Source organism: Oceanobacter kriegii DSM 6294 (assembly GCF_000422845.1).
Lineage (GTDB): Bacteria > Pseudomonadota > Gammaproteobacteria > Pseudomonadales > Oceanobacteraceae > Oceanobacter > Oceanobacter kriegii.
Map to the genome: position 1 here is coordinate 24,033 of NZ_KE383932.1, position 24,982 is coordinate 49,014.

Genomic DNA, 24,982 nt, shown 5'->3' on the forward strand with positions numbered 1-24,982 from the left:
GCCGGGCAGGTCCTATCAATTCTGAATACCAAAAAGCCCCTGCGATCTTGCATCGCAGGGGCTTTTTGTTGGCTATTGGTCAGAGCCTGGGGCCATCAACCACCAGCCATCAGCTGATCGCGACACCCAGTGCCAATACCGCACCGTAACCTACGGTGTAGGCCAGTAGCAGCGCCAGCATGTAACGCAGGTATGAACCGAAGGTCAGGGCTTCGATCTTGCTCATGGCGACGATGCCAGCGGCAGAACCAATGATTAGCAAGGAACCACCCACACCCACGGCGTAGGTCAGAGACAGCCACTCGGCCAGGCTCATGGTAACGTCGGCTTTCAGCAGGGCAGCGGTCAACGGCACGTTGTCGATCAGCGATGACAGCAAGCCCATCAGGTAGTTGGCGCTCCAGGCTGGCAGATGTTCGTAGAGGCTCACGAAAGTATCCAGAGCGTGGATTTCTTTCAGCGCGCCGACCAACAGCAAGATACCGAGGAAGAACATCAGGGTGTCGAATTCGATCTGGCGAATGTAGTCCATGATCGGGTCGTTTTCGGTGTCTTCACCGAAGGCACGGGCGACCAGGAACATCACAGACAAGCCGGTCAGGAAGGTCAGCACCGGTGGAATATCGAAGAACACGTTGAAGGCGATGGTCGAAATAATGGTGCTGATGAAAATACCGGCGACGGCAAAGTCGATGGTGTTCAGCTCGTGCACCTTACGCTCGATGATGGCGGTGTCTTTCAGCGGCAACGACAGTACGGTGGCCAGCAACAAGACCGCGATCAGGGCTGGCAATGACAGCAGCAACAGGTTGGTAATGCTGACTTTGCCTTCCAGGAAGATCATCAAGGTGGTGACGTCACCGGTGATCATGGCAACACCGCCCGAGTTCACGGCAAACACCACCAGAGTGGCAAAGCGCAGGGTTTTACGGGTTGAGAGATTGAGCGACAGGATCAGCGCGATCGAAATCAGCGTGGCGGTGATATTGTCGGCCAAAGACGAGAACACAAACGCAAAAATACCCGTCATAAACAGCAGCTTGCGTTCACTGATCTGCGACGGCAGTACCTTGTAGATCATGCTTTCAATCATGCCTTTCTTGTTCAGATAAACAACAAAGGTCATGGCTGCCAGCAAGAACAACCAGAGGCTGGCGATTTCGCCAATGTTTTCCTGCAAGCCGTAGATCACGGCATCATGCTCACCCGGATGACCGGTAGAAAAGATAAACAGCAGCACCCAGGAGAGGGCACCAAAGAACAGTACCGATTGCGCTTTGTTGACGTGGATTACTTCTTCGAGGACGACCGAAAGCAATCCGAGGACAGCCAGCGCTATCAGCAGATAGTTCAGAACTTCTGACATCAGGAACTCCAGAATTCGATGAAGGTTTCTTCCGGCCGTTATGTTTTTGGAATAGTGGCGGTAAGAGACTTCATCACCATAAGTAGGGGGAGCGCCATTCTAATGCAGATATTGTAATCAGCATAGTTATCAATGGCTCATACGGCTGATACTTTGGTGCTGATAATGGTACGAATGGTTTTGAAGGGGTGGGAAAGGTAACGTAACAAAGCCAGGCCAAGCGGCACGGCCGACGCCGTCCGAGGCAGGCCCGGACAGCGAATTTTCCGCCTGCGATCACTTCAGTTTTTGGAAGCGTCGTTCCACTCACACAACAGTTGAGCATGCACATGGGCTTGCTCGTGCAGGGATTGCAGTTCTTCAACGGTGTTGCGCTGGCCGGTAAACAGCGGCACGGTACGCAAACGGGAGACCAGCGGGTGCTCCGGGTTGGCGAAACGGTTCTTTTCGATGTTCCAGCGAATGTTGGCGTTGATCATTCGGAAAAAGCGGATTTTGGTTTCCAGTGAGAACACGGAAAAATCCATCGGATCGCGGAAGTGTTCAAAGTCGACCCCGGCCAGAATCACATTGCGGCTCTTTACTCGCAGCGAGGCCGAGCGACGGTCGTTCATGACCATGGCCATGACACCAAGAATCTCCCCGGCGGTGATTTCGTTGATCGGGGTTTCGTTGTCCGGCCCAAGCACTTCCAGCTCGCCGCGCAACATAAAATACAGGATGTTGGCAGGCTCGCCCTTGTGGAGAATGATGTCTCCCTGATCTGCGATGCCAAACTGTGTCATCGACATCAACAGTTCGAACTGAGCCTGGTCACTGCCAATCAGCTCTTTGTAAAAAGTAACACCGGCCAACAGGCGATGCAGTGTTTCGGGTGGGCATTCTTCTCGGGTAATGCGTCTCATAGAGAATCCTGAGCTTGCAACAATGTATCTAGTGTAACGATTACGAGGACTATACCACGCGGCGGATGACGGAAATTGTCTATTCATGACTGACATCGGGGATGGCGCTGAAAAGGTCATTCGTAAAGACAATTCTGAGACTTGAATCACAAATGACACATTGCATAAGTTTTTGATTCTGAACGGATTATGACCAAATTTGCCAGAACGTATAAGAGTGCCCATTTGGCCGCACGTGTTGTGATGCCGGCGGTTCTCAAAGGAGTTTGAAATGAAGCTGTTCCGTTGCCCGTGTTGTGATCACACGGTGTTTTTTGAAAACCAGGACTGCGAATCCTGTGGTGCGGCACTGGCCTATGACCCACAACAGAATGTCATGCTGGCGGCCGCTGAGGTCAGCTGCTGCGCCAATCGCCAGTTTGGTGTCTGCAATTGGGCGCTTGGCTCAGAAAACAACGCTGATAACAGCCCTGAATTCAGTACGGAAAATACGTCGGAAGAGTGCTCAGAAAACAGCCCGGAAAATGGCAATTCAGACCTATGCCAGAGCTGCCAGCTCAATCGCTATATACCAGACACCAGCCAACCGGAGTTGCTGGAATCCTGGGGCAAGTTGGAGGTCGCCAAGCGGCGCTTGATCTACAGCCTTAACCGGCTGGAATTGCCGGTCATCTCGAAGGTGGATGACGCCAGCAGCGGCTTGTCGTTCGACTTCATCAGCCCGGATCAACCATTGCCGCCGGACGCGGTGGCGACTACGGGTCATGCCAGCGGACGCATTACCATTAATCTCGACGAGGCCGACCCAGTTGAGCGAGAGAAAGCCAAAGAGAGCATGGAAGAGCGCTACCGAACCCTGTTGGGCCACATGCGTCACGAGGTGGGCCATTACTTCTGGGAAGTGCTGGTGCTGCCATCCGAAACCGAGCTGGATGCTTTTCGGCAGCGGTTTGGCGATGAGCAAGCCGACTATGGCGCGAGCCTGGAAACCCACTACAACCAGGGCGCACCGGCGGATTGGAAAGACCGTTTTGTCAGCGCCTACGCCAGCTCCCATCCCTGGGAAGACTGGGCGGAAAGCTGGGCGCACTATCTGCACCTGTGCGACACCCTGGAAACTGCCTTCCATTACGGCTTGTCGATCCAGCCGGTGGACGCTAACGACAGTTTGCATGGCTCAGCGGCTTTTGATCCCTATCGTTGTGCCGATTTTGAAGAGGTGGTCGAGGGTTGTTTGCCGGTCATCTACGCGGCCAACAGCTTGAATCGCAGCATGGGACAAAACGATCTTTACCCCTTTGTGCTGGTGCCTGCCGTGATTGAGAAAATGGCGTTTATTCATCGACTGTTGTGGAAGCAGAGATTTGAAGCGCCTGCTCCTGTCTCTCAGTCGCCACAACCACAGCAACCAGAGCCACAGCCGTCAGTATCACAGCAACCAGAGTTGCAAGCACCGCCAGAAGCTAGCCAAACAGGAACGATTAATGAGTGATTCGTATCAAGCCGTGATTGATTTCTGGTTCTCAGAAATAGAACCCGCACAGTGGTTTCGTAAATCCGCTGACTTTGACGAGCAGCTGCGCCGGCGTTTTGGGCAGCTGCACCAACAAGCGGTCGCAGGGGAGTTGTGGCGGTGGCGCGACAGCGCCGAAGGGCGACTGGCAGAGATCATTGTGCTGGATCAGCTGTCACGGAACCTGTTTCGTGACACTGCAACGGCGTTTGCCGCCGATCCCATGGCGCTTGCATTGGCTCAGGAAGCGGTGCGCGGTGGCTACGATCAGCAGCTGGATAGCCATGACAAGCAAGGGACCCTCTGAACAACTCAGTGCCCGCTCTGGATGACTGGGCGACGCTGAATCACGAAGCTGATTTGCAGGCCTGACGGGTCAAGTCAAAGATCAGCGACACAGAGTCAGCAATGCCCTGCCATCCCCGTAGGGCGCGGCCTGCAGGCCGCTAGAACGGCGTTGGCGAATTTGGAAAGGGCCCGCCATTCCGCTGCATTCGCCGCCTTGTTCTTACGACCTGCAGGACTCGCGCAGAGCTGTGCAGAGTTATTCAGAGGGTCCCAAGCGTTCTTGTACATGCCGTACATGCACAGCGAGTCGTTGGTGGTGCATGAGGAAGCGATGCGTTTGTTCAGCCAGCCAGGGTTGGAGAACAATCTAGAATTTGAAATCCGGCACCGCGATATCATTGCCCGGTTTGGTCGTTACCCTCATCGCAATGCAGCCCTTGGCCGAGCCTCCACAGATGAGGAGCTGGCGTTCTTGAAGCAGCCGGGCTCATCTTTCTGACAAGGCGTGCTGGTCGGCTAAATAACAGGTGCTCTGCTCGTGCAACAGCATGGTGACCTTACGTGGAATACCCCAGCGGTAGCCGCCCATGCCGCCCTCGGCACGAACGACCCTGTGACAGGGAATCAGTCCGGCGATCGGGTTGGCGCCCACAGCGTTACCGACCGCCTGAGAGGCGTTCGGGCGTCCCAGTCGTTTGGCCAATGCGCCATAGGTGGTTAGCTCGCCGTAACCAATGTGCAGCAGTTGTCGCCAGACATCCAACTGGAAATCGCTGCCTTTGATCAATAGTTGCAAGGGCGCTTTCAGATGATCGGTACGGCCGGTTTGCAGGCAGACGATGGATTCGACCAGCGCGTGCGCCTGATTGTTGTTTTCCTCAATGGTGGCTTTGGGCCAGCGCCGCAATAGCGCTTCAATGGCGTCGTACAGGGTCAGCCCCTGATGCGCCAGGGCATGAGAAGGTTCCAGAAAATCCGCGTCCAGAAAACTGATCTGACAAATTCCTTCGTCACTCCAGGCGACGAAGGTTTCGCCGTAGATGCTCAGGGCCGTGCCGTATTGAATGGTATCGACACTGTGGTTCTCACCACTGATAAAACGGCAGCTCAGTACATTCGACGACCGACGGCTGCCAGCGCGAGCCGGCAATGAAACGCTGGCAATGCCTTTGGTTCGGGTATCGTGAGCACCCACGGACTCATGGCGGAACAACGACAGCAACACCTGACTGGACCGGTGTGGTTCCTTGATGGCTTTGATCGGCAATTGACCAGAGTCGGCCAGCTGACCCAACTGACGGGAGAGCTGACGGTAGGAAGAGCGTGATGGGGTCGAAAGAGACTGAGCAAATGCTGCAATACGACGGGAATACGTTGCATCCATACTATCAATGACCTTTTACCAGTGACCGTGTGTTCGTCAGGATTTATCGTTGTTCGACGTCCACGTTTCGGGGCGGTTTTCCAAAGCGGCCGTCGAATATACTGAGGCCTCCGACATTGCTCTAGCGACAATGTCGGGATAGCACGAATTGGTATATGGCTTTTACCCTTAGGTCTGATTAATTCTTACACAGATTTCATTTGAGCAGAGTTACGGCCCGGTGCCTGCTTTAAGTTAGTGCTATGAACCCTCGGTTTTCTGAAGAGTCTCCTGCACCCGCGTGCGCAGCCAATAGAAACCAAAAAAACCGGCCATGGCGACGGCCTGAGTGGTTACCAGCAGACTGGTGACCGTCAGCATGCCGCTGATCACCAGCGGCGCGGCGGCCTGACCGGAGTCTGACACCAGTTTCCATACGCCAATAAAGCGGGCCCGGCCTTTTTCGGGGGCAAAGTCGACTCCCAACACCATCACCAGACCCGCGCTGAGGCCATTCCCCGTACCAATTAACAGTGCACCGGCCAGCAAGGCGGCGTAGCTGTCTGCCCAGGCTAACAAACTGAGGCCGAGGGCGAAGATGATCAAGCTGGGTGCTGCTGCGGCCTTACGGCCCCAGCGGTCCATGATGATGCCGGCGGGTACAAACATCAGGCTGTCCATAAAGGCCGCTGCCGACACCAAAAAGCCGACTTCGGCGACGTTCAGTCCCACCGAACTGCCTGCCAATGGCAGTAGGGTGATTCGGCCTGCCCGCATAAATTGCAACATGATCATGGCCAGCCCCGCGCTCAGAAAGGCCTGCTTGTGGTCGACCAGAATACGCAAAATTGCGCCCATGGAATGAGGAGTATCGGTGGCCTCCGGTTGGCCTTTTTCAGCGGTCATCAGCACCAGAACCAGAGCCAGCACGCTGAGTGCCACCATGCACAGGAACGCCACCTGATAGCTGTAATGGGAAGCCACCAGACCGCCGATCACAGGGCCAATGAGAGAGCCTATGCGCATGCCGCCAGCCACCAGAGACAAGGCTCTGCCTCGTTGGTTAGGCAGAGAACGGTGGCTGATATAGGCCTGACGACCAAGCAGGGCGAACGACATTGAAAGACCGGCAATGATGCCGCCAATGCCCAATAGGATAGGGTTGTTGCCACAGGCCATCAGGCTGTAACCAATCACATAGCCGATATTGCCCAACAGCAGACAGCCGCGATCGCCGAACTTCGATGCCACAATGCCTGCTGGCACATCCCCCAACAACTGACCGACGCCACGGGAAGCCAACATCAATGCCGCGATTGAGGCATCGAATCCGAGTTCCAGTACGTACATAGGCAGTAGCACCAGCACCGAGGTTTGGGCCATGGCGGTAAGAATGCCGGGCAAATACACGGGTAAAAACAGCTGGATAACGAGTTGGCGAATGGATGTATTCAAAGGGGCGTCCGGCGCAGGGTACAAAAGCCGGGAAGTCTAATCAGTATGCGCAGAGCAGGCAAAAGGCCCGCCATAAACAGTACGTTTCGATAAACGTACTGCTGGTAGCGGGCCAATTTATAAGAAGGAGAAATCAGCGTACAGCGATACCGACGGGCAGTTCTTCCAGCCAGTTGAGGAACTCGCTGACTTGCTGGTTCTGGAACAGACAGCCGTGCTGCGGCGCCATGATGTCGACGTCGAGCTGGCGTACCCGTCGAATCCAGTCCTGCTTGGCTTCGTTGGAAGGCAACCAGCGTTGGTGGAACTTGCGCATCTTCTGCATGTGGCTGGTCATGTTATCGACGTACAGCGAGGCTTCGTTATTCTCGATGTAGCCGCCAATCTCACCGCTCATCAGGATTTTGGCTTTGGGGTCGTAAACATGGAAGTTACCCGGTGAATGCAGGTAGTGAGCCGGCATAAATTGCAGCTGGATACGGCCCAGCGAGATGGTCTGGCCTTCGTCCGGGATGGCGCAGAACTCGATGCGCTCCATGCCAAAATGGCGAATAAAGCTCTCCCACAGCCAAGGCGAATACAGCTTGGCATTGGGCAGCGCCTGATCCCACAGCCCCAGCGACGATATGATGTCGGGGTCCTGGTGGCTGGCGAACAGGTGAGTGATTTTCTCGGTCGGTACAAATTTCAGTACCGCCGACAGCATCGGTGCGAACAACTCAATACCGCCCGGGTCCAGCAAAATGGCCTGGTCACCGCTTTGGATCAGATACTGGTTGGTATCGATGATGCCCTCGGATTTGTTGGGGTCGCGTCCGAACATAATCCAGCGGTGATCGCCGTCCTCGTAAATCACTGTTGCCTGCATGGTATCCCCCGATCGGTTTTCTCTAAGCTCTGTGTCTGTAGTTCGTCTGCTGCTGGCCTACTGCTGGTCTGTTTTTGACGCGGCCTTGCTTTAGCTGTGTTTCTGGTTCAGCAAGCGTCTGGCGTTGGTCAGATGCTGGCGAATCTGGTTGGCAGTGGTGGTGATGTTCTGGGCTATCACCTCCAGTTGGGCACGAAAGTCACCGGCGGATGACGCTTCCACCTTGCTGGAGGTGGCAATCAGGTTGGCGGTGCGAATGTGCTTGTCGCCTTCTTCCAGCTGCGCTTCCAGCTCGCGCAGCCCACGGCTCAACATCAGCGACAGTTTTTCCCGTTCGCTGTAGCAGTTGTGCATGGCGTCGTAGAGGGAATCGCCGTGTGGCAGTTTCTGCGACTCCAGCCATTCAAACTTGCGTGCGGCGGTATCCGAGCGCCACAACGACACGGCGTGCTGCGACAGCTTTTCCGACACGCCGTTGATGTACTGGCTCTGGCGGATGATGTCGGAAGCCAGTTCGTCGATGAAATGGGTGATGGCCTTGAATCCAACGGTTTTGGAGCCAGCCCTGACGGCCAGTGCGCGGGCGTTCTTGGCCGTGAGCGCCAGCCCTTTGGCCTCCAGCATGGCTTGATGCAATTCGGCGGCAATACTGGCAGCGGTGACAAAAATTGGAGTGGCCATTCAAACACCCTTGAACTCGTTGATTGGACAACCGGCCAACGACCGGCCCTTTGAGTATAGAAGCCCGTTTGGATTTTGCTGGCGCCGCCGAGTGTTTTGGCTGCTCGGCGTTTTGATTCGATCTGCTTCTAGCCCCGAATCAAACGGGTGCCTGCGGCATGGGTTCGTAACCAGCCACGAATGCGTCGCACAATGGCGGCGTCGGCTTCTCCTGACGTTATCGGCGCATCCAACAGGAACTGTTGGTAGGTACGGCGGTTTTTATGCCGCATCAGACCGGCGCGCTGACGCACTTCATAGTCGCTGACGCCGGGGTTGGCCGTGACCAGATCGAACACCGGTACAGCCAGTTTGACCAGGTGATCGTTCATAGGAATCTTCGCTGACGGATCTTCCATGGCATTGATCAACACCAGCGACAGTCCTCGTTCCGGCTGCCCTTTTTTGTTGACCCGGGTATTGGCGGTGACCCACTGACCGGCCCAACCCGCGCTGTTGCCGTAGGCAATCACCACCAGATTGTGTTGACCGCGGCTTTTCAGGTAAGCCACCCCTTGTTCGATGCGGGCGACCATGGCATCGCGGTACTGCTGACTGAGGGTTTCGTAGTTGGTCAGCCGGGCGCTGTGTTCTTGCACCACCGGGTCGACCGGTTCGGAGGCGGTGGCTGGATCGGTTTGTCGTTCTGGTAATGGCGGCTCGCCGGTCATGTCGGTGCTGGCCGGGTCTACTTCTGTGCTGCCGGGAGCATTGTTGGTCTTGCCGGCGTTGGCTGCGGCTTGCGCAGTGACTCCTGTTGAAGACGCTGCTGCCGCATCTGCTGCGGCGCTTCCTGCGGCTGCATTTGGAGAGCCCTCGTTACCGGTCGACGAAGCGGAATCTGTGCTGTCTGGGTCGCCTTCGGCCGAGCCTGACGAGGCTGAATCCAACGGTTGTGCCGGTGCATACAGCGCCGTGGGTGGAATGGGCAAATCCGGCGGGTCGGGCAGTTCAATGGCCAGCGTGCTCCAGCCAACATCCGGCAGGCTTTCACGCATGTGTCCGGCGGAGCGCGGCCACAATCCGTGTTCACCGCGCGCATGCAGAATCAACGCTGCTCCTTGCGGGCGGCCGCTGCGCTCTTGCAAAAACAAACCGTAAAACGGGGTTTCGCCTTCGGCCAGCAAAACCATTTCCTGCTGGCGCTGAAACAGGGTCAGGTGTTCGGCAATAGCACCGTGGCGCTGGCGGGTGCTATTGGGGGTGACCCGCTCGGGCATCATCTGTGTCGCTTCACCGTTGCTGCTGTCAGCTTGCTCGGTGTTTGCGCCGTTATTATTGGCCCTGTCTTCGGTTTGAAAGTCGGTTTGAGTATCGGTATTGCTAGCAGCCTCTTCTGCATGCACTGGCGTCAGTAACAGCAGGCACAACGTCCAAAAAACGAGGGCGACGCTTCGGCCTGATGCGGTGGAGAGTGGGCTGGCATAAACGCGCGAGGGCAAAACGTCTGGTGTCATGGCGATCGGACTCATGCAGTGGCTACGGAAAATTGACGCGCTGGTGGAGGCTGCAAAAGCCGTTCCGCTTCAAATATCCGGATTGGACAGCCCCATAAAATCACAGCGTTGACGCTTGCTGGCCGGTTTAATAATTAGCGGCTCCCCCTTACAATAGCCGCTCATTTGCAACCGTGTGCCTGACCATGTCTGATCTGATCGCTCCTTCCATTCTTTCCGCTGACTTTGCTCGTTTGGGTGATGACGTTGCCGCTGTGCTGGACGCCGGTGCTGACGTGGTTCACTTCGATGTGATGGACAACCATTACGTGCCCAACCTGACCATTGGCCCGATGGTCTGCAAGTCCCTGAAAAAGTACATGGACGACCACGGCTACACGGCTCCAATCGACGTTCACCTGATGGTTTCGCCGGTCGACAGCCTGGTGGCCGACTTTGCCGCTGCCGGTGCGACTTACATCACCTTCCACCCGGAAGCGTCCGATCACATCGACCGTACCTTGCAGCTGATCAAATCCCACGGTTGTAAAGCCGGTCTGGTATTCAACCCGGCAACGCCGCTGCACTACCTGGATTACGTGATGGACAAGCTGGATGTGATTCTGCTGATGTCTGTTAACCCGGGCTTTGGCGGTCAGTCGTTTATTCCACAAACCCTCGACAAGCTGCGTGAAGCGCGCAAGCGCATTGATGAATCCGGTTTTGATATTCGTCTGGAAATCGACGGCGGTGTGAAAGTCGACAACATCAAGGAAATCGCCGAGGCTGGTGCTGATATGTTCGTGGCCGGCTCTGCGATCTTCGGCAAGCCAGACTACAAGGCTGTGATCGACGACATGCGCGTTGAATTGGCTGCTGCCAAGCGTTGATCGCGCCGCTTTGGTGTCATCATTTGAGTCCACAGGCTGCCATCCGGTAGCCTGTTTGTTTTTTACCATCCCGAAAGGTAACTGCCATGTCGATCTGGAACGCCCACATCGAAGACTACTTCAGCGCGGTTGAAGGCTGTGAAGACAATCGCCCGGAAGCGGTGCTGTTCGACCTCGACGGTACCCTGATCGACAGTGTGCCGGATTTGGCCCGTGCGGTGGATGCCATGTTGGTCAGCCTGAATCGCCCCGCAGCCGGTGAAGCATTGGTCGCCGAATGGGTTGGCAATGGCGCTGACATGCTGGTGCGCCGAGCGCTGGCAGACGGTAATGATATGAAAGCCGCCGAGCTGGATGCGGAACAGGTTGCCGCTGCGCGCGTGGTGTTCGATGACACCTACCTGAACAACCTGCGTACCGCCACCGGCGTGTATCCGGGCGTGCAAAAAACGCTGACCCGCATGGCGTTTATGGGCGTGAAGATGGCCATGGTGACCAACAAGCCGCGTAAGTTTACCGAGCCTTTGATCGACTCATTGGGTTGGGGCACGGTGTTTGATTTTGTGGTGTGTGGCGATGATCTCGAACAGAAGAAGCCAGACCCGGGCCAAATTCTGCACGCCTGTCAGCACCTTGGCGCAGAACCGACGCACTGCATCATGGTGGGTGACTCCCGCAACGACATGTTTGCTGGCAAAGCCGCAGGCTGTATGACGGTCGCTGTACCTTATGGCTACAACCACGGCGAAAACATTGCCACGGCGCAGCCGAACCGGATCATCCAGTCGTTGGAAGAACTGCTGGTGGCCAACTGATTCAGCCCACGGAATTGGTAAAACAGATTCAGCCAGATAGGGAAGCGCGATGCTGACACCACGCCAACGACTGCGGAAAACGGTTTCTGTACTGGCTCTAACGTTCGGAGCCGTGCCTGCAATGGCGCAGGTTGGCCTCAATATTCCAGCTCCGACACTGGAAAGCTTCGGTCAGGAGTTGAGTGCCGACTACTTCAACGAGCCGGTGCCTGATTTGTACCCTTATCTGGAGGGATCGTTTGGGTATTCGGTATTTAACTGGGACCCGAACGATTTTCAGCGTCAGCAGCGTCGCCAGTACGACGACCAACGGGAGTATGTTGGCAGCGTGACCTTGCGTGTTGAAAGTGGCTACTCCTATCGTTCCTGGCTCTATCTGGGCGTTGGCGTTCACCTGCTGAGTGACCCGGATGAAGACGACAGCGAGCTGCGCTACATTCGCTCCGCCAGCTTGGGCTTGAATGCCAAAGTGCAGATCCCTCTCGGCCGTATCTGGCCGTACTTCGACTACGGTCACCACTGCTGGCTTGGCACTCTGAAGCTGGAAGATGGCGACAGCGACTCCGAAACCGTTAGTCTGACTGGCTGCTCGCCCCTGATTCGTGCCGGGCTCGCCTTCCCGCTGCAGTCGAACAGCCGTTCCTTTCAGATTGAGTACAGCCGCACCAACTTCCACAGTATTGAAGGGCATGGTCTGAGCATTGGCTTGCGGGGAGCATTTTGATGTTGGCGTCGCTGTCTGGCTGGTTTAACGAAGGCCCACAACTGGTAGTGGCATTGTTGGTGCTGGGCGGTTTGCTTGGTGCGGGCCTGACCCAGCAGCTGCTGGTGCGACGCAGCCGTCTGCAGCAACAACTGGCAGATGGTGAACACGCGCAGTTGCTGGAGCAACTGCGTACCCAAAATGCGGTGCTGCAGGAACGTGACAACAACGCCCAACGGCTGATTCAGCAACAGGAACAGCAGTTGAATGGTTTGCAGCAGCAAAAGTTGCAACTGCAAACCCGTTTGGCCAGCGAACAGCAGGCGCGCCAGTTGCAGCAGCAACATGCAGACGAAAAGCTGGCCCTGTTGCAGCAAAACAAGGAGCAACTGCTGACAGAGTTTGAACACCTGTCGCAGAAAATCTTCGAGCAGAAACAGCAGCAATTTACCCAGCAAAGTCAGCATGGGCTGAACACCTTGCTGACGCCCTTCAGGGAACAGCTGGACGGCTTGCGCAAAAAAGTCGAAGACGTTCACCTCTCTGATGCCAAGGATCGCGCTTCTCTCAAGGCGCAAATCATCGAGCTGCACAAACTTAATCAGCAAATGACCTCGGAAGCTCATGCGCTGACCACTGCCTTGCGTGGCGAGCACAAAACCCAGGGTAACTGGGGCGAAATGGTGCTGGAAACCGTGCTGGAAAGCTCGGGGTTGCGCAAAGGCGTAGAGTACGTCCGTGAAGAAAGCCACAGCGACGACAACGGCCAGCGCTATCGCCCGGACGTCATCATCCGGCTGCCGGATCACAAGCACATTGTGGTCGATTCCAAGGTGTCGCTAACGGCTTACACCGATTATGTGAATGCCGATACCGAGCTGGCGCAGGCCAGTGCGCTGAAGCGCCATGTGGAGTCGGTGCGTAGCCACGTCAAAGGCCTCAGCAACAAGGCCTACCAGAATCTGAATGGTCTCAACTCTCCGGATTTTGTGTTCCTGTTTATGCCTATTGAGCCGGCTTTTATGCTGGCTTTTCAGCACGACGAAAGCCTGATCAATACCGCCTTCGAACAAAAGATTGTGGTGGTAACGCCGACCACATTGCTGGCCACATTAAGAACCGTCGCCAGCCTCTGGGCCATTGAACGACGCAACCAAAGCACCGAAAAACTGGCGGACCAGGCCAGCAAGCTGTACGACAAGCTGGCGGTGGTGGTGGAAAAATTCGACCGGGTTGGCAACCAGCTCAAGACGGTAAACAACAGCTACGAAGACGCCTGGAATTCCATGAAAAGTGGCCGTGGCAACCTGCTCAGTCAGGCCGACAACTTCCGCAAGCTGGGTGTCCGGGTGAAGAAAGAGCTGGCCAAAAACCTCACCGAAGAAGCCAATGCCGAAGCCGACCTTCATGAGTCGTTAAACGAGCCGTCACAAAAAACCGACCAGGCTGATCTGTACTGACAATTTCCTCTTGTTGTTCAACTTTTAATTAAAACCTATACAATACTTATTCATTGAGTGGGTGCCATGGTGTGTGCCCGGCATTTTCAGGCCCGAACGGGTTGGAGTAAGTATGCGTATAGGCCTGATTCTGGGCGACCAGCTAACGGTAAACCTGGCAACCCTACGGGTGTTGGATGCTGCCACCGACCGCATCCTGATGGCCGAAGTGGCGGAAGAAGCCGGCTATGTTCGTCACCACAAACAGAAAATAGCCTTTCTGTTTTCTGCCATGCGCCACTTTGCCGAACAGCTGCAACAGCAAGGCTGGCAAGTGGATTATCACCGCTATGATGCCCAGTCAGATCTTGACAGTTTGCTGGCGGTCGCCAAGGCCTGTGTGCAGCAACACGGTGCTTCGGAGCTGGTGATCACCCAATGCGGCGAATACCGTTTACAACACGCCATCGATAATCTGTGGGCTTCTGAACTCGGTGTTCCGGTACAAGTCTTCGCTGACGACCGCTTTGTATGCGACAGCGCAGAGTTTACCCGCTGGGCCGACGGCAAAAAGCAGCTGCGGATGGAGTTTTTCTACCGGGAGATGCGCCGTAAAACCGGTTTGCTGATGGAAGGCCCGCAGGGCAATGAGCCAGTGGGTGGCAAATGGAACTACGACGCCGACAACCGCAAACGCTACGATGGCAAAACCCCGTTGCCACGTGAGCTGGTGTTTGAGCGCGATGCCATCGATCAGGAAGTACTGGCGCTGGTTGAACGTGAATTCCCCGACCATATTGGCAACCTCGACGACTTCCGCTGGGGGACCACCCAATCACAAGCCGAGCAGGCGTTAGATCACTTTCTGGCCGAGCGTCTGCCGTACTTTGGCGATTATCAGGACGCCATGACAACGGGCGAAGACTTTATGTTTCACAGCCTGTTGTCGCCGTACATTAACGCCGGCCTGCTCACTGCCATGCAGGTATGTACTGCGGCAGAGCGGGCCTGGCTACAAGGCAAACAAGGGGATGGCCCGGAGATTCCGCTGAACGCGGTGGAAGGCTTTATCCGCCAGATTATTGGTTGGCGCGAATACGTGCGAGGCATCTACTGGCTGCACATGCCGGACTACGCCGAGCAAAACCGGCTGGGCAACAAACAGGATTTGCCGCGTTATTACTGGGATGGCAACACCGGCATGAAGTGCATGAGCGAAGCACTGCGTAACATGTTGGATCATGCCTATGCTCACCATATTCAAAGGCTGATGGTCACCGGCAACTTTGCGCTGTTAACCGGCACTGAGCCCAAGCAGATTTGTGAATGGTATCTGGCGGTGTACGCCGACGCCTACGATTGGGTGGAACTGCCCAACACCCTCGGCATGGTAATGCACGCAGACGGCGGCTATTTGGGTAGCAAGCCTTACGCCGCCTCGGGCAACTACATTCACAAGATGTCCGACTACTGCAAAACCTGCCGCTACAACGTCAAAACCAGCGTTGAATCAAACAGCTGCCCGTTCAACAGCCTCTATTGGCATTTCATCATGCGACACAAGGAGCAGTTCCAGAGCAACCACCGGATGAGCATGATTTACCGAAACCTCGACAAGCAAAGTGACGAGAAAAAACAGGCTCTGTGGGATCGGGCCGAATACCTGTTAGCGAATCTGGATGACTTGTAGGAAAGCGTTGATGGCCCACAAGAAAACAAATCTGCCCGAGACAATATGCCTGCAATGCCAACGCCCATTTGCCTGGCGCAAGAAATGGCTACGTTGCTGGGAAGAAGTGAAATACTGCTCGGAGCGCTGTAAGGGCGAAGCCAAACGCTTGGCAAAAGCGGAGAGAAAATCTGCTGTGGGAAGCAATAAGCCACCTGCCAATGCCTGTGCGGCCGGGCAGGTGGAGGATGAGTTTTAGAGCAGGTTAATACAAGAAGGAGCTGTATCTCCCTTTTGAATCTGCGGGGCGCTTACAACCCCGCCGCTTTCGCCCGCGCCGCGTGCAGTTTCTTGTAGCTGTTGATCAATCGCTGATGCTTGTCGAGGCCTTCCAGCTGCATGTTGGTTGGCTCCAGACCGAAGAAGCGAATGGCACCGGTCACCGAGCCGACCGCTGCGTTCATGCGTTCTTCACCAAACATACGACGGAAGTTCGGCAGGTAGTCGGTGATGTCTTCTTCTTCGTCCAGCACCACTTCCAGTACGCAGTTCAGCGCCTGATAGAAGAGGCCACGGTCGACGGTGTTGTCGTTGAACTGCAGGAACATCTCCAGCAGTTCCTTGGCGTCGTCGTGACGTTCCAGCGCCAGGAAAATCAGCAATTTCAGTTCTAAAAGAGTGAGCTGCCCCCAGACGGTGTTGTCGTCGAATTCAACGCCGATCAAGGTGATAATCTTGGTGTAGTCATCAACGTCGGTGTCTTCCAGACGCTCAACCAGATCGCTCAGTTGCTGATCGTTCAGCGTGTGCAGGTTCAGAATATCTTCACGGAACGCCAGCGCCTTGTTGGTGTTGTCGTAGATCAGGTCTTCTACGGGGTACACTTCGGAGTAACCCGGCACCAGAATTCGGCAAGCCGGTACGCCCAGGTCTTCGTATTGAGCCATGTAGGCTTCCAGTCCCATCTCTTCCAGAATGCCAAACAGGATCGCGGCTTCTTCTTCAGATTTGGCTTTACGATCCTCGAGCTCCGAAGCGTAGTCCCAATCAACGAAGTCGAAATCGGCCTTGGCGCTGAAGAACTTCCAGCTCACCAGACCGGTAGAGTCGATAAAGTGCTCAACGAAGTTGTTAGGCTCGGTTACTGCCATGCTGTCGAAGGTCGGCTGAGGCAGGTCGTTAAGGCCTTCAAAGCTGCGGCCTTGCAGCAGTTCGGTCAGCGAGCGTTCCATCGCCACTTCGAAACTTGGCGCAGCACCAAAAGAGGCAAACACACCACCGGTGCGCGGGTTCATCAGGGTCACACACATCACCGGGTACATACCGCCGAGCGAGGCGTCTTTCACCAGTACCGGGAAGCCTTGTTCTTCCAGCTCTTTAATGCCCGCGACAATACCGGGGTAACGGTCGATGTATTCCTGCGGCACATCCGGCAGGGTCAGTTCTTCTTCCAGAATCTGGCGTTTGACCGCCCGTTCGAAAATCTCCGACAAGCACTGTACCTGGGCTTCGGCGTGGGTGTTACCGGCGCTCATGCCGTTGCTGAGGAACAGGTTTTCGATCAGGTTGGACGGGAAGTAGACGGTCTCGCCGTCGGACTGACGCACAAACGGCAGCGATACAATGCCGCGGTCGGTACGACCGGAGTTGGTATCGAACAGGTGTGAGCCTTGCAGCTCGTCGTCCGGGTTATAAATATCGAGGCAGTACTCATCCAGAATCTCTTCTGGCAGTTCGTCGTTCGGACCCGGCTGGAACCACTTCTCGTTCGGGTAGTGCACAAACTCGGCGTTGGCGATCTCTTCACCAAAGAACTGGTCGTTGTAGAAGAAGTTGCAGTTCAGGCGTTCCAGAAACTCACCCAGTGCTGACGCCAGTGCGCTCTCTTTGGTCGCGCCCTTGCCGTTGGTAAAACACATCTGCGAATCGGCATCGCGGATATGCAGCGACCAGACGTTCGGCACGATATTGCGCCAGGACGCCACTTCGATCTTCATGCCCAAATCAGCCAGCAAGCCAGTCATTTTGGCGATGGTCTGCTCCAGCGGTACGTCCTTGCCTTCGATAAAGGTTTCGCTTTCGCTGTTAAAACCTTCCAGCAACGCGGTGCTGTCGTCGAGGTCGTTGACCACCTGAATATCAAAATCCAGCCCGTTCTGGATCACCCGTTTAACGGTGCAGCGCTCCATCGAGCGCAAAATGCCCAGACGGTCTTTCTCGGAAATGCCTTCCGGCAGTTCCAGCTGGATGCGGAAGGTCTGCTTGTAGCGGTCTTCCGGATCGACAATGTTGTTCTGTACCAAACGCAGGTCTTCGGTCGGAATGCCACGAGAGATGCAGTACATCTTGGCGAAATAGGCCGCACACATGGCCGACGACGCCAGAAAATAATCGAACGGACCCGGCGCCGAGCCATCTCCCTTATACCGGATTGGCTGGTCGGCAATGACGGTGAAGTCATCGAATTTGGCATCCAGCCGCAGGTTATCGAGAAAGTTGACCTTGATTTGCATGAGAGGCACCGGGGTTGGGAAGTGGAACGCAGGGCGTGAAAAACTGGCCGCCATTATCCAGATTTTGAGGGCGGGTGTCGCGGGTGGGGGTAGAGTTGTGGCGGGAGTATATCCGCCCGGTTGGTGATTGATGGGCGGGGCCCATCCTACAAGGCTCTGTGTACGATTATTTCTGTAAGGCTGTTGCCATTGGTGCTGTGAATAGAACCTGCTCTTGGTTCGGTTGTGAACTGTTGCTTATATGGTTGTTATTATGTCGTATGGGGAACAATTCGTTCATTTTTTGCTGGTTAGAAACCAGAACAATTCGATCTATATTCCTTCGATTGTGAATATCGTTGGAATTATTGAGTGTTTGGACTAGCCGCATTCAGAAAACGCCGGGCGTTAGAGCCGGTGTCTCATTTTACTACCTCTCCCTCTGAGCTGGCCTATCAGCGTTCGACGTCGGTCGTCGTGTCTGTGCCTGTCAGCCACTGCCGGATGAATCTGATGACGCGTCCGGCGCTGGAGAATCCGTTTGTGGCAACCCTTCGTGGCGGCCAGCGCCATTACGAGAACAGTGCTCTGGCCGATTATTTTAAAGCAAACCAGCCTGTAACCGTGGGCGATTTACTCGGTATCTCTGACAGCCCGATTGCCGCTGATCCCGCCATGGCGGCGGTGATGCCGTGGTGGGGGATGACACCGGAGGAACGCCTGCAACAAGTCGCAGTAGAAACGCCGCAGGGCTTTTTGGGCAAAGAAGCCATCAAGCTCGGGGCGCATTGGGGCAAGGACTATGGTTGGCAGTATTTTGGCCCCGTGTCAGACGGCGTCGCTCAACAGGAGTTCAAACGCCAGTGGGCGGTGTATCACAGCATCCGGAACAAGGGCTACAAGCCGGATTCCTACAAGCATATTCACGGAGAGTTTCTGATTGCCGAGCAGGATTGGGTATGGGTAAACCTGGGTGGCAAGCACCGTTTTAACGCGTTGGTGGCCAGTGGTGAAGAGCAGGTTGTGGTTTCCAGTCGCGGCAAATACGGCGCGCATTTTGTCTACCGCAGCGATGCCAATATCTGGCCGAATGTGATGAACGGCAACTATACCCTTGAGGAAGCCCTGCAGGTGTTTGATCGTATTCTGGCGGGCTAACAGAGCCCTTCTACTCCAGCAGTCCTGCTGGCTCCCATCTTATGCGGCCAACTGTCTGTGGTTGGCCGCTTTTATTGCTGTGTGTTTTGTTGATCGTTTTACAACGGCTTGATACTTCCAAACCCTAGCCCAGCCAGTGGGTTCGCTTTGGTATCAATGAGTTTGGCGCCAGTGAAGCCTTCGAACACCCGTCGGATATCACTTTCCTGAAGGTCTTCTCCAATTAACACAATGCGGCTGCGATGGTCTTTGGATGGCCAGGCGGGCAGGCGCTCCATTGGCGACACCAGTTGCTGAACCGCGTGCAGAAGCACCGGCTTTTGTGGGTTGTTGCGGATTTTCACCAGCCCTTTCACCCGCAGCAGTTGTGGGCCGTAAACGGTGCAGGCGACGTCGAGCCAGTGTTGCAATTCAAACTCGCACACTTCGTCGTCGGTCAGCAGCACCAGGCTGTTGACCTTGCCGCTGTGATGGCTGGACGCTTGTTCGGTTGCATCGATCGCGTTGGCCTGCATCTCGTTGCCTTGTGACATCACCACTCGTGAGTCCAGTAGCACACTGGCGTTCAGCTGACCGCCACTAACGCCTGTTTGTTTGGCGTTTGGATTCAGGCTTTGCAGCTTTTCCAGCAGCGGCTGCTTGATGGCTTCGTCCTGCGACTGAGGCACATCCTGTTTGGTGATCAACAGCAGGTCCGCGACCTGTACTTGCTTGACCGCTTCCGGATGGTTGTCGAGGGTGTTCAAGCCATTGACGCCGTCGACGCAGGTAATCACCGCATCGGTTTTAAAATGCTGGGCCACGCCGTCGGCCATCATCAGGGTTTGCAGTACCGGTAATGGGTCGGCCAGGCCGGTGGTTTCAATGACTACACGGTCGAACGGTGGCAGTTCGCCGCTTTCGCGTTTGGCGTGCAGCTCTTGCAGAGAGGTCACCAGATCTTCCCGAACTGCGCAGCACAGGCAGCCATTTTCCAACAGAAACAAACTCTCCTGGGCGTTATCAACCAGCAGGTGATCAAGGCCGACTGAGCCCAGCTCGTTGATGATGACCGCGGTGTTAGCCAGCTCCGGCGATTGCAGCCAATGCTTCAGCAGGGTGGTTTTGCCGCTGCCCAAAAAGCCGGTGAGAACGTTGACGGGAATGCGTTCGGAGAGGTTCATGCGCTGCCTGCTATTAAATCAGATTACTATTGAATCGGACTGCTGTTGAGTCGGGTAAATGTTCATAAGCGAGGCAGGATAGGGTGCTCAAGTCGATTGGGCAATTTGCTTTGCCCAATCGTTGGATTCAAATACCAGAATCAGTGGGTCTCATCCTAGGGGGACATCTATTTAATCCTGCACGGCTCTGCGCGAGCGTTGCCGTTGTTCAGGGCAAGGCGACGAATGCAGCGGAATGACGAACCTGTCCGGCCGAGTCTTTCCAAGTTCGTCAACACCGCACTGGGCGACGGCAACCCGCGCCCTGCGGGGGCTGCCGGATGATCTCGACTCTGTGTCGCCGACTTTTGACTTGACCCGTCAGGCCTACAAGTCGGCTTCGTGATTCGAAACCATCCGGCAGCCCAGAGTGAGCATCGGATTAAATAGATGTCCCCCTAGGTGCCTGTTTTGAGTTTTTTGAATGCCATCATGGCGATGGCCAACAGGCCTCCGGCGACAACGCCTGTCAGCGCGTTTAACAGTACGCTGACGGTACCGCCGAGTACGCTGCTAACGGCCGGTAGTTGCGATACGTGGGTGGCCGCATCGGCAGAGTGTTCAATGGCATGGTGCAGCAGCGGCAGACCGTGAACCAGAATACCGCCTCCCACCATAAACATCGCCGCAGTGCCAACAATTGAAAGCGTCTTCATTAGCCAGGGGGCGGCGGCCAATAGGGCTGCGCCGATCTTTTGCAGCGCTTTGGAGGTTTTGTCTTTTAGCAGCAAACCCAGGTCGTCGAGTTTGACGATGCCACCGACCAGGCCGTAAACAAACAGGGTCATCAATACGGAAATACCCGTTAGTACGACCAGTTGTTCCATCAGGGTGGCATCGGTCACGGTGCCGAGGGTAATCACAATAATTTCCGCAGAAAGAATAAAGTCGGTACGTATGGCGCCTTTGATTTTGTCTTTTTCGTATTCCACCAGGTCAAAGTCGGGGTCGGCCAATGCTTTTAGTGCTTCGCTATCCGTGTGCGTTTGGGGTGTTTCGTTACCGACTTCGTTACCGGCTTTGTTCTCTGCCTGAGCATGCAGTTTGTGCTGAATCAGGTGCAGCAATTTTTCTGCACCCTCGAAGCACAGAAAGGCACCACCCAGCATCAGCAAAGGCGTAATCAGCCATGGCACAACGGCGCTGATCAGCAATGCAGCTGGCACCAGAATGGCCTTGTTGCGCAAGGAGCCAATGGCCACGGCGTACACCACTGGCAGTTCACGCTCGGCCCGAATGCCTGTTAGTTGCTGGGCGTTGAGGGCCAGGTCATCACCGAGTACACCGGCGGTTTTGGTCGCGGCGACCTTGGTCATGGTGGCGACATCGTCCAGCAGGGTGGCAATGTCATCGATCAGGGTTAACAGGCTGGCTCCGGCCACGGTGGTGTCCTTATGTGTTGTGCTTGTGGTGGTGTTGATCGCGTCTGTTAGTTACGGGACGTGAGCGCTAATTTGACCCCAAAAGCGACAAACAGTGCCCCGATGCTTTTGTTAAGCCACATACTCAGACGTTGGCCTGGGCGAATGCGTTGCTGAGCCCAACGACTGGCAGCGGTCAGGCCAATGCCGTTGATCAGGGTCAGTATGGAAAACAGGCAGCCCAGTATTAAAAACCCGAGGGTCTTGTCCGTGGCGCTGGCCTGGCTGTCGATGAATTGCGGCACAAAGGCCAGAAAAAACAGCGCGACCTTTGGGTTCAAGGCGTTGGACAGAAAGCCTTGCAGCAGCAAATTGCGCTGGCTTGAATAGCCGTTACCGTTGACTGTGTTTGAGCCGTGTTGGGAAGCGTTAGTTGCCGGTTTTGCCAGCAGGGCCGTGATGCCCATGTAGATCAGATAGGCGGCCCCCAACAGTTTGATCACGGTAAACGCCGTGGCGGAATTGGCAATGATCACCGACAAGCCGAACGTCGCCGCCAGAACATGCACAAACGAACCCAGCGTCACGCCAATACTGGCCTGCACACCGCCTTTCATGCCCTGCATGGCGGTGCGAGACATCACCAACAGGGAGTCCGGGCCGGGAGTCAGGTTTAGCAGAATGACGGAAATCAGAAACAGGGTCAGGTCGTGAATACCGGGCATGGTGAACTCCAGTGGGCGTGAGTAACAGCAGTCTATGAATCTTTGCGGTCGCTGTCTGTGCAACTTACGACAGGTGTGACCTGCGACCGACACAGAAAAACGAATTCATCGTTGCAGAATTCTGATTGGGTATCCGGGTCTTTGCGAGACACACTTTGGGGGAACTGACCAAGGAGCCTGTTATGAGTCGCCAATATTTACCGTTACTGTTCAATGCTGACGTCAAACTGCTGATTCGTGCCTGTGAAACCAAAGCCGCCAACATGGGCGTAAACTTCAACATCGCCGTTGTCGATGCCGGTGGCCATTTGCTGGGTTTCTCTCATATGGACGGCGCGACCCTCGGGTCTATTGAAGTGAGCCAGCGCAAGGCGGTTACCGCAGCTTTATTCAAGGCCGAAAGCGGTGCCTTTGGTGATGTTGTGCGCGCTCGCCCGCTGACTGGCATTGAGAATTTCAACGGCGGTCTGGCCCTGTTCAAAGGCGGTGTGCCGATTGAACTGGAAGGGCATGTGGTGGGTGGTTTGGGCATCGCGGGTGGCACTGCCGTGCAGGACCTGGAAGTGGCCGAGTGGGCGTTGGCAGAGTTCTACAAAACCATCGATTGAATCCGTGATTGCAGGCTAATAACGGATCGGCAGTTCTGCACGCAAAGTGCTAAACTGCCGTCGTTTTCATTCAGACCTGCCAGCCCTGCCATGACCGATCGCGACGATATTTTCCAGAACCAGCCCACTGAAGTGGCCAGCTTCCGTTTTGACGGCGCCGTTGCCCGGGTATTTCCGGACATGATCAAGCGTTCGGTGCCTGGTTATGCCGAAACCGTGGCCATGTGTGGGGTGATTGCCGGCCGTTACGCGACCGATAATTCCAACCTCTACGATCTGGGTTGTTCGCTGGGAGCGGTGACCCTGGCGATGCGACACGGGGTCAAAGCCAGTGGCTGCAAGGTGATCGGCGTGGACAATTCCGAATCGATGCTGGAGCGCGCCAGCCACTACATTGCCATTGATGATCAATCACTGGCGGGCAATCCGGTGCCGGTGGACTTGTGGTGCGATGACATTACCGAACTGGAGCTGGAGAAGGCCTCTGTCGTGGCGCTGAACTACGTGTTGCAGTTTATTCCGGTGCCTGAGCGCCTGGCGCTGTTGAGTAAGATTTGCAGCGGCATGTTGCCCGGTGGTGCGCTGATTCTGTCGGAAAAGATAGTGTTCGATTCCCCCGAGCAGGAACTGCAAGCGGAACTGCACTGGGACTTCAAACGCGCCAATGGCTACAGCGAGATGGAGATCGCCCGTAAGCGCACTGCCATTGAAGATTATCTGGTGCCGGAAACCGAAGCCGTACACAAGCAGCGCTTGTTGGATGCTGGTTTCAGCAAGGTGATTCGCTGGCACCAGTGCTTTAACTTCGCTTCGTTTTTAGCAATTAAATAGCCTGGGACAAATAGCCCGCTTTTAATTAATAGCCCCTGAATATCGCTTCGCTGTTCAACCCCGTATTTCTATCGAGTGTTTCATGACCACAGATTCCCGTTTGTTTGCCGATCTGGACCCAACCAATGCCGAAACCTTGCTGCCACTGTTTGGTGAGCTGCTCGCTACCATGCGCGCCGACGGCAGCAAAATGCAGCGTTGGGCCGAGGTGTTACCGGAACAGCTGAAGGATCTGTTGGTGACCCGTGAGCATGGTGACCAGCAGCGCTGGCTTGAGGCTTTGTGTCAGCTGCCGCAGGTAGAAAATGTTCACTGCGACCTGAATGCCAACGATCTGGGTATTGGTGCTGCCCTGAGTAGCGAACAGCAAGCCGATGTTGAAGCGGGTTTGCGTGGCCTGATGCCATGGCGTAAAGGGCCGTTTCAGGTGTTCGATAGTTTTATTGATACCGAATGGCGCAGCGACTGGAAGTGGGACCGGGTTGCTCCGCACCTGAGTGACATGAACGGCCGCACCGTGCTGGATGTTGGCTGTGGTTCCGGTTATCACATGTGGCGCATGCTGGGAGCGGGGGCCCATCGGGTGGTGGGTGTTGATCCTTCCCGTTTGTTCCTGATGCAGTTTAATGCCATCAAACGCTATATCGCCGCCGCTACGGGCCAGATGCCACGGGCCGATCTATTGCCGTTCAAGATGGAAGAAGTACCGGGCAATCTGAAAGCCTTTGATACCGCGTTTTCGATGGGGGTGCTGTACCATCGCAAGTCGCCAATTGAGCATCTGGATGAACTTCGTCAGGTACTGAAGCCGGGCGGTGAGCTGGTGCTGGAAACTCTGGTGATCGAAGGGGCGTTAGGTGAAATGCTGATGCCGGAAGACCGCTACGCCATGATGCGTAACGTCTGGTTTATTCCAACCGTAGAAACCCTGCTGCTGTGGTGTCGCCGTTGTGGGTTCAAAAACGCCCGCGTGGTCGACCTGAACCAGACTTCTCTGGAAGAACAACGGGCCACCGACTGGATGCGTTACAACTCGTTGAAAGACTTCCTTGACCCGGAAGACGTTAACAAGACCGCTGAAGGTTACCCGGCGCCATTGCGTGCGGTGATTATTGCCGAGGCTTGATGTTGCAGGCGTCGGGAGTCGACCCCAGACCCCAGACCCCAGACCCCAG

At 55.5% G+C, this 24,982-nt stretch carries 23 protein-coding genes and 1 pseudogene; 13 read left to right on the plus strand and 11 right to left on the minus strand.

The features are described 5' to 3' along the window. Positions 1-109 precede the first annotated feature (109 nt). Both nhaD and G516_RS0116660 read right to left on the minus strand, forming a co-directional pair. Complete coding sequence (nhaD, locus tag G516_RS0116655; protein ID WP_028294599.1) at positions 110-1,366, minus strand: sodium:proton antiporter NhaD; 1,257 nt, start codon at positions 1,364-1,366, stop codon at positions 110-112. A 281-nt stretch (positions 1,367-1,647) separates the two neighbouring features. Further along, positions 1,648-2,271 carry a cyclic nucleotide-binding domain-containing protein gene (locus tag G516_RS0116660; RefSeq protein ID WP_028294600.1) on the minus strand — a complete coding sequence of 208 codons (624 nt, stop codon included), beginning with the start codon at positions 2,269-2,271 and terminating at the stop codon, positions 1,648-1,650. 271 nt (positions 2,272-2,542) lie between these two features. On the opposite strand from G516_RS0116660, the gene G516_RS23005 reads away from it, so the two are divergent. The 3 genes and pseudogenes from G516_RS23005 to G516_RS24790 form a co-directional block, all read left to right on the plus strand. Further along, positions 2,543-3,763 (plus strand): zinc-binding metallopeptidase family protein, encoded by a 1,221-nt coding sequence (locus G516_RS23005; RefSeq protein ID WP_051219541.1) that lies wholly within the window; start codon positions 2,543-2,545, stop codon positions 3,761-3,763. Then, positions 3,756-4,091, plus strand: coding sequence for a DUF924 family protein (locus G516_RS23010; RefSeq protein ID WP_051219542.1), 336 nt, complete (start codon positions 3,756-3,758; stop codon positions 4,089-4,091). The genes G516_RS23005 and G516_RS23010 overlap by 8 nt, the downstream gene beginning before the upstream one ends. A gap of 246 nt (positions 4,092-4,337) precedes the next feature. Continuing rightward, positions 4,338-4,571: pseudogene (locus tag G516_RS24790) on the plus strand (DUF924 family protein); the annotation flags it as partial. On the opposite strand, the gene G516_RS24100 reads toward G516_RS24790, so the two are convergent. The 5 genes from G516_RS24100 to G516_RS0116695 form a co-directional block, all read right to left on the minus strand. Further along, positions 4,560-5,456, minus strand: a complete 897-nt coding sequence (locus G516_RS24100) for a methylated-DNA--[protein]-cysteine S-methyltransferase (protein WP_051219543.1) — start codon at positions 5,454-5,456, stop codon at positions 4,560-4,562. The pseudogene G516_RS24790 and the gene G516_RS24100 overlap by 12 nt on opposite strands. A 240-nt stretch (positions 5,457-5,696) precedes the next feature. Continuing rightward, entirely contained in the window at positions 5,697-6,890 is a 1,194-nt protein-coding gene (locus tag G516_RS0116680; protein ID WP_156879081.1) for an MFS transporter, read from the minus strand. Between the two features lie 133 nt (positions 6,891-7,023). After that, positions 7,024-7,758, minus strand: coding sequence for an oxygen-binding di-iron domain-containing protein (locus G516_RS0116685; RefSeq protein WP_028294602.1), 735 nt, complete (start codon positions 7,756-7,758; stop codon positions 7,024-7,026). Between the two features lie 90 nt (positions 7,759-7,848). Then, on the minus strand, positions 7,849-8,439 hold the full coding sequence (locus G516_RS0116690; RefSeq protein ID WP_028294603.1) for a hypothetical protein: 591 nt from the start codon (positions 8,437-8,439) through the stop codon (positions 7,849-7,851). Between the two features lie 128 nt (positions 8,440-8,567). After that, positions 8,568-9,935, minus strand: coding sequence for a DUF3530 family protein (locus G516_RS0116695; protein ID WP_169449554.1), 1,368 nt, complete (start codon positions 9,933-9,935; stop codon positions 8,568-8,570). Positions 9,936-10,120: 185 nt separating this feature from the next. On the opposite strand from G516_RS0116695, the gene rpe reads away from it, so the two are divergent. From rpe to G516_RS23030, 6 genes are all read left to right on the plus strand, one after another. After that, on the plus strand, positions 10,121-10,804 hold the full coding sequence (rpe, locus tag G516_RS0116700; protein WP_036537208.1) for a ribulose-phosphate 3-epimerase: 684 nt from the start codon (positions 10,121-10,123) through the stop codon (positions 10,802-10,804). Between the two features lie 86 nt (positions 10,805-10,890). Then, entirely contained in the window at positions 10,891-11,619 is a 729-nt protein-coding gene (locus G516_RS0116705; protein ID WP_051219544.1) for a phosphoglycolate phosphatase, read from the plus strand. 49 nt (positions 11,620-11,668) lie between these two features. Further along, positions 11,669-12,343 (plus strand): hypothetical protein, encoded by a 675-nt coding sequence (locus G516_RS0116710; RefSeq protein WP_156879082.1) that lies wholly within the window; start codon positions 11,669-11,671, stop codon positions 12,341-12,343. After that, positions 12,343-13,782 (plus strand): DNA recombination protein RmuC, encoded by a 1,440-nt coding sequence (locus G516_RS23025; protein WP_051219545.1) that lies wholly within the window; start codon positions 12,343-12,345, stop codon positions 13,780-13,782. The genes G516_RS0116710 and G516_RS23025 overlap by 1 nt, the downstream gene beginning before the upstream one ends. A gap of 112 nt (positions 13,783-13,894) precedes the next feature. Continuing rightward, positions 13,895-15,451: a cryptochrome/photolyase family protein gene (locus G516_RS0116720; protein ID WP_028294608.1), complete on the plus strand. Its 1,557-nt coding sequence runs from the start codon at positions 13,895-13,897 to the stop codon at positions 15,449-15,451. A 10-nt stretch (positions 15,452-15,461) separates the two neighbouring features. Beyond that, positions 15,462-15,689: a DUF2256 domain-containing protein gene (locus tag G516_RS23030; protein WP_036537210.1), complete on the plus strand. Its 228-nt coding sequence runs from the start codon at positions 15,462-15,464 to the stop codon at positions 15,687-15,689. Positions 15,690-15,741: 52 nt separating this feature from the next. Here the strand turns inward: G516_RS23030 and G516_RS0116730 are convergent, their stop codons facing one another. Next, positions 15,742-17,943, minus strand: coding sequence for an OsmC domain/YcaO domain-containing protein (locus G516_RS0116730; RefSeq protein WP_028294609.1), 2,202 nt, complete (start codon positions 17,941-17,943; stop codon positions 15,742-15,744). 396 nt (positions 17,944-18,339) lie between these two features. Here G516_RS0116730 and G516_RS0116735 point away from each other — a divergent pair, with 396 nt between their 5' ends. Beyond that, entirely contained in the window at positions 18,340-19,080 is a 741-nt protein-coding gene (locus G516_RS0116735) for a hypothetical protein (protein ID WP_156879083.1), read from the plus strand. A 98-nt stretch (positions 19,081-19,178) separates the two neighbouring features. On the opposite strand, the gene G516_RS0116740 is transcribed toward G516_RS0116735, so the two are convergent. The 3 genes from G516_RS0116740 to G516_RS0116750 form a co-directional block, all read right to left on the minus strand. Beyond that, positions 19,179-20,243 carry a CobW family GTP-binding protein gene (locus tag G516_RS0116740; protein WP_028294611.1) on the minus strand — a complete coding sequence of 355 codons (1,065 nt, stop codon included), beginning with the start codon at positions 20,241-20,243 and terminating at the stop codon, positions 19,179-19,181. Positions 20,244-20,680: 437 nt separating this feature from the next. After that, entirely contained in the window at positions 20,681-21,664 is a 984-nt protein-coding gene (locus G516_RS0116745; RefSeq protein WP_028294612.1) for a DUF808 domain-containing protein, read from the minus strand. 47 nt (positions 21,665-21,711) lie between these two features. Continuing rightward, positions 21,712-22,368, minus strand: a complete 657-nt coding sequence (locus tag G516_RS0116750) for a LysE family translocator (protein WP_028294613.1) — start codon at positions 22,366-22,368, stop codon at positions 21,712-21,714. Positions 22,369-22,550: 182 nt separating this feature from the next. Here G516_RS0116750 and G516_RS23035 point away from each other — a divergent pair, with 182 nt between their 5' ends. The 3 genes from G516_RS23035 to cmoB all read left to right on the plus strand — a co-directional run bounded on the left by G516_RS23035 (position 22,551) and on the right by cmoB (position 24,933). Next, a complete protein-coding gene (locus tag G516_RS23035; protein WP_036537212.1) occupies positions 22,551-22,976 on the plus strand; it encodes a GlcG/HbpS family heme-binding protein in 426 nt (141 codons plus the stop codon). A gap of 90 nt (positions 22,977-23,066) precedes the next feature. After that, entirely contained in the window at positions 23,067-23,807 is a 741-nt protein-coding gene (gene cmoA / locus G516_RS0116760; RefSeq protein ID WP_028294614.1) for a carboxy-S-adenosyl-L-methionine synthase CmoA, read from the plus strand. Between the two features lie 82 nt (positions 23,808-23,889). Then, positions 23,890-24,933 (plus strand): tRNA 5-methoxyuridine(34)/uridine 5-oxyacetic acid(34) synthase CmoB, encoded by a 1,044-nt coding sequence (cmoB, locus tag G516_RS0116765; protein WP_084645156.1) that lies wholly within the window; start codon positions 23,890-23,892, stop codon positions 24,931-24,933. The last annotated feature ends 49 nt before the right edge of the window (positions 24,934-24,982 follow it).

Excerpts from the sequence above, each read along its gene's own strand:
- nhaD (WP_028294599.1), bottom strand. The coding sequence starts at position 1,366 with ATGTCAGAAGTTCTGAACTATCTGCTGATAGCGCTGGCTGTCCTCGGA.
- G516_RS0116660 (WP_028294600.1), bottom strand. The coding sequence starts at position 2,271 with ATGAGACGCATTACCCGAGAAGAATGCCCACCCGAAACACTGCATCGC.
- G516_RS23005 (WP_051219541.1), top strand. The coding sequence starts at position 2,543 with ATGAAGCTGTTCCGTTGCCCGTGTTGTGATCACACGGTGTTTTTTGAA.
- G516_RS23010 (WP_051219542.1), top strand. The coding sequence starts at position 3,756 with ATGAGTGATTCGTATCAAGCCGTGATTGATTTCTGGTTCTCAGAAATA.
- G516_RS24100 (WP_051219543.1), bottom strand. The coding sequence starts at position 5,456 with ATGGATGCAACGTATTCCCGTCGTATTGCAGCATTTGCTCAGTCTCTT.
- G516_RS0116685 (WP_028294602.1), bottom strand. The coding sequence starts at position 7,758 with ATGCAGGCAACAGTGATTTACGAGGACGGCGATCACCGCTGGATTATG.
- G516_RS0116690 (WP_028294603.1), bottom strand. The coding sequence starts at position 8,439 with ATGGCCACTCCAATTTTTGTCACCGCTGCCAGTATTGCCGCCGAATTG.
- G516_RS0116695 (WP_169449554.1), bottom strand. The coding sequence starts at position 9,935 with ATGACACCAGACGTTTTGCCCTCGCGCGTTTATGCCAGCCCACTCTCC.
- rpe (WP_036537208.1), top strand. The coding sequence starts at position 10,121 with ATGTCTGATCTGATCGCTCCTTCCATTCTTTCCGCTGACTTTGCTCGT.
- G516_RS0116705 (WP_051219544.1), top strand. The coding sequence starts at position 10,891 with ATGTCGATCTGGAACGCCCACATCGAAGACTACTTCAGCGCGGTTGAA.
- G516_RS0116710 (WP_156879082.1), top strand. The coding sequence starts at position 11,669 with ATGCTGACACCACGCCAACGACTGCGGAAAACGGTTTCTGTACTGGCT.
- G516_RS23025 (WP_051219545.1), top strand. The coding sequence starts at position 12,343 with ATGTTGGCGTCGCTGTCTGGCTGGTTTAACGAAGGCCCACAACTGGTA.
- G516_RS0116720 (WP_028294608.1), top strand. The coding sequence starts at position 13,895 with ATGCGTATAGGCCTGATTCTGGGCGACCAGCTAACGGTAAACCTGGCA.
- G516_RS23030 (WP_036537210.1), top strand. The coding sequence starts at position 15,462 with ATGGCCCACAAGAAAACAAATCTGCCCGAGACAATATGCCTGCAATGC.
- G516_RS0116730 (WP_028294609.1), bottom strand. The coding sequence starts at position 17,943 with ATGCAAATCAAGGTCAACTTTCTCGATAACCTGCGGCTGGATGCCAAA.
- G516_RS0116740 (WP_028294611.1), bottom strand. The coding sequence starts at position 20,243 with ATGAACCTCTCCGAACGCATTCCCGTCAACGTTCTCACCGGCTTTTTG.
- G516_RS0116750 (WP_028294613.1), bottom strand. The coding sequence starts at position 22,368 with ATGCCCGGTATTCACGACCTGACCCTGTTTCTGATTTCCGTCATTCTG.
- G516_RS23035 (WP_036537212.1), top strand. The coding sequence starts at position 22,551 with ATGAGTCGCCAATATTTACCGTTACTGTTCAATGCTGACGTCAAACTG.
- cmoA (WP_028294614.1), top strand. The coding sequence starts at position 23,067 with ATGACCGATCGCGACGATATTTTCCAGAACCAGCCCACTGAAGTGGCC.
- cmoB (WP_084645156.1), top strand. The coding sequence starts at position 23,890 with ATGACCACAGATTCCCGTTTGTTTGCCGATCTGGACCCAACCAATGCC.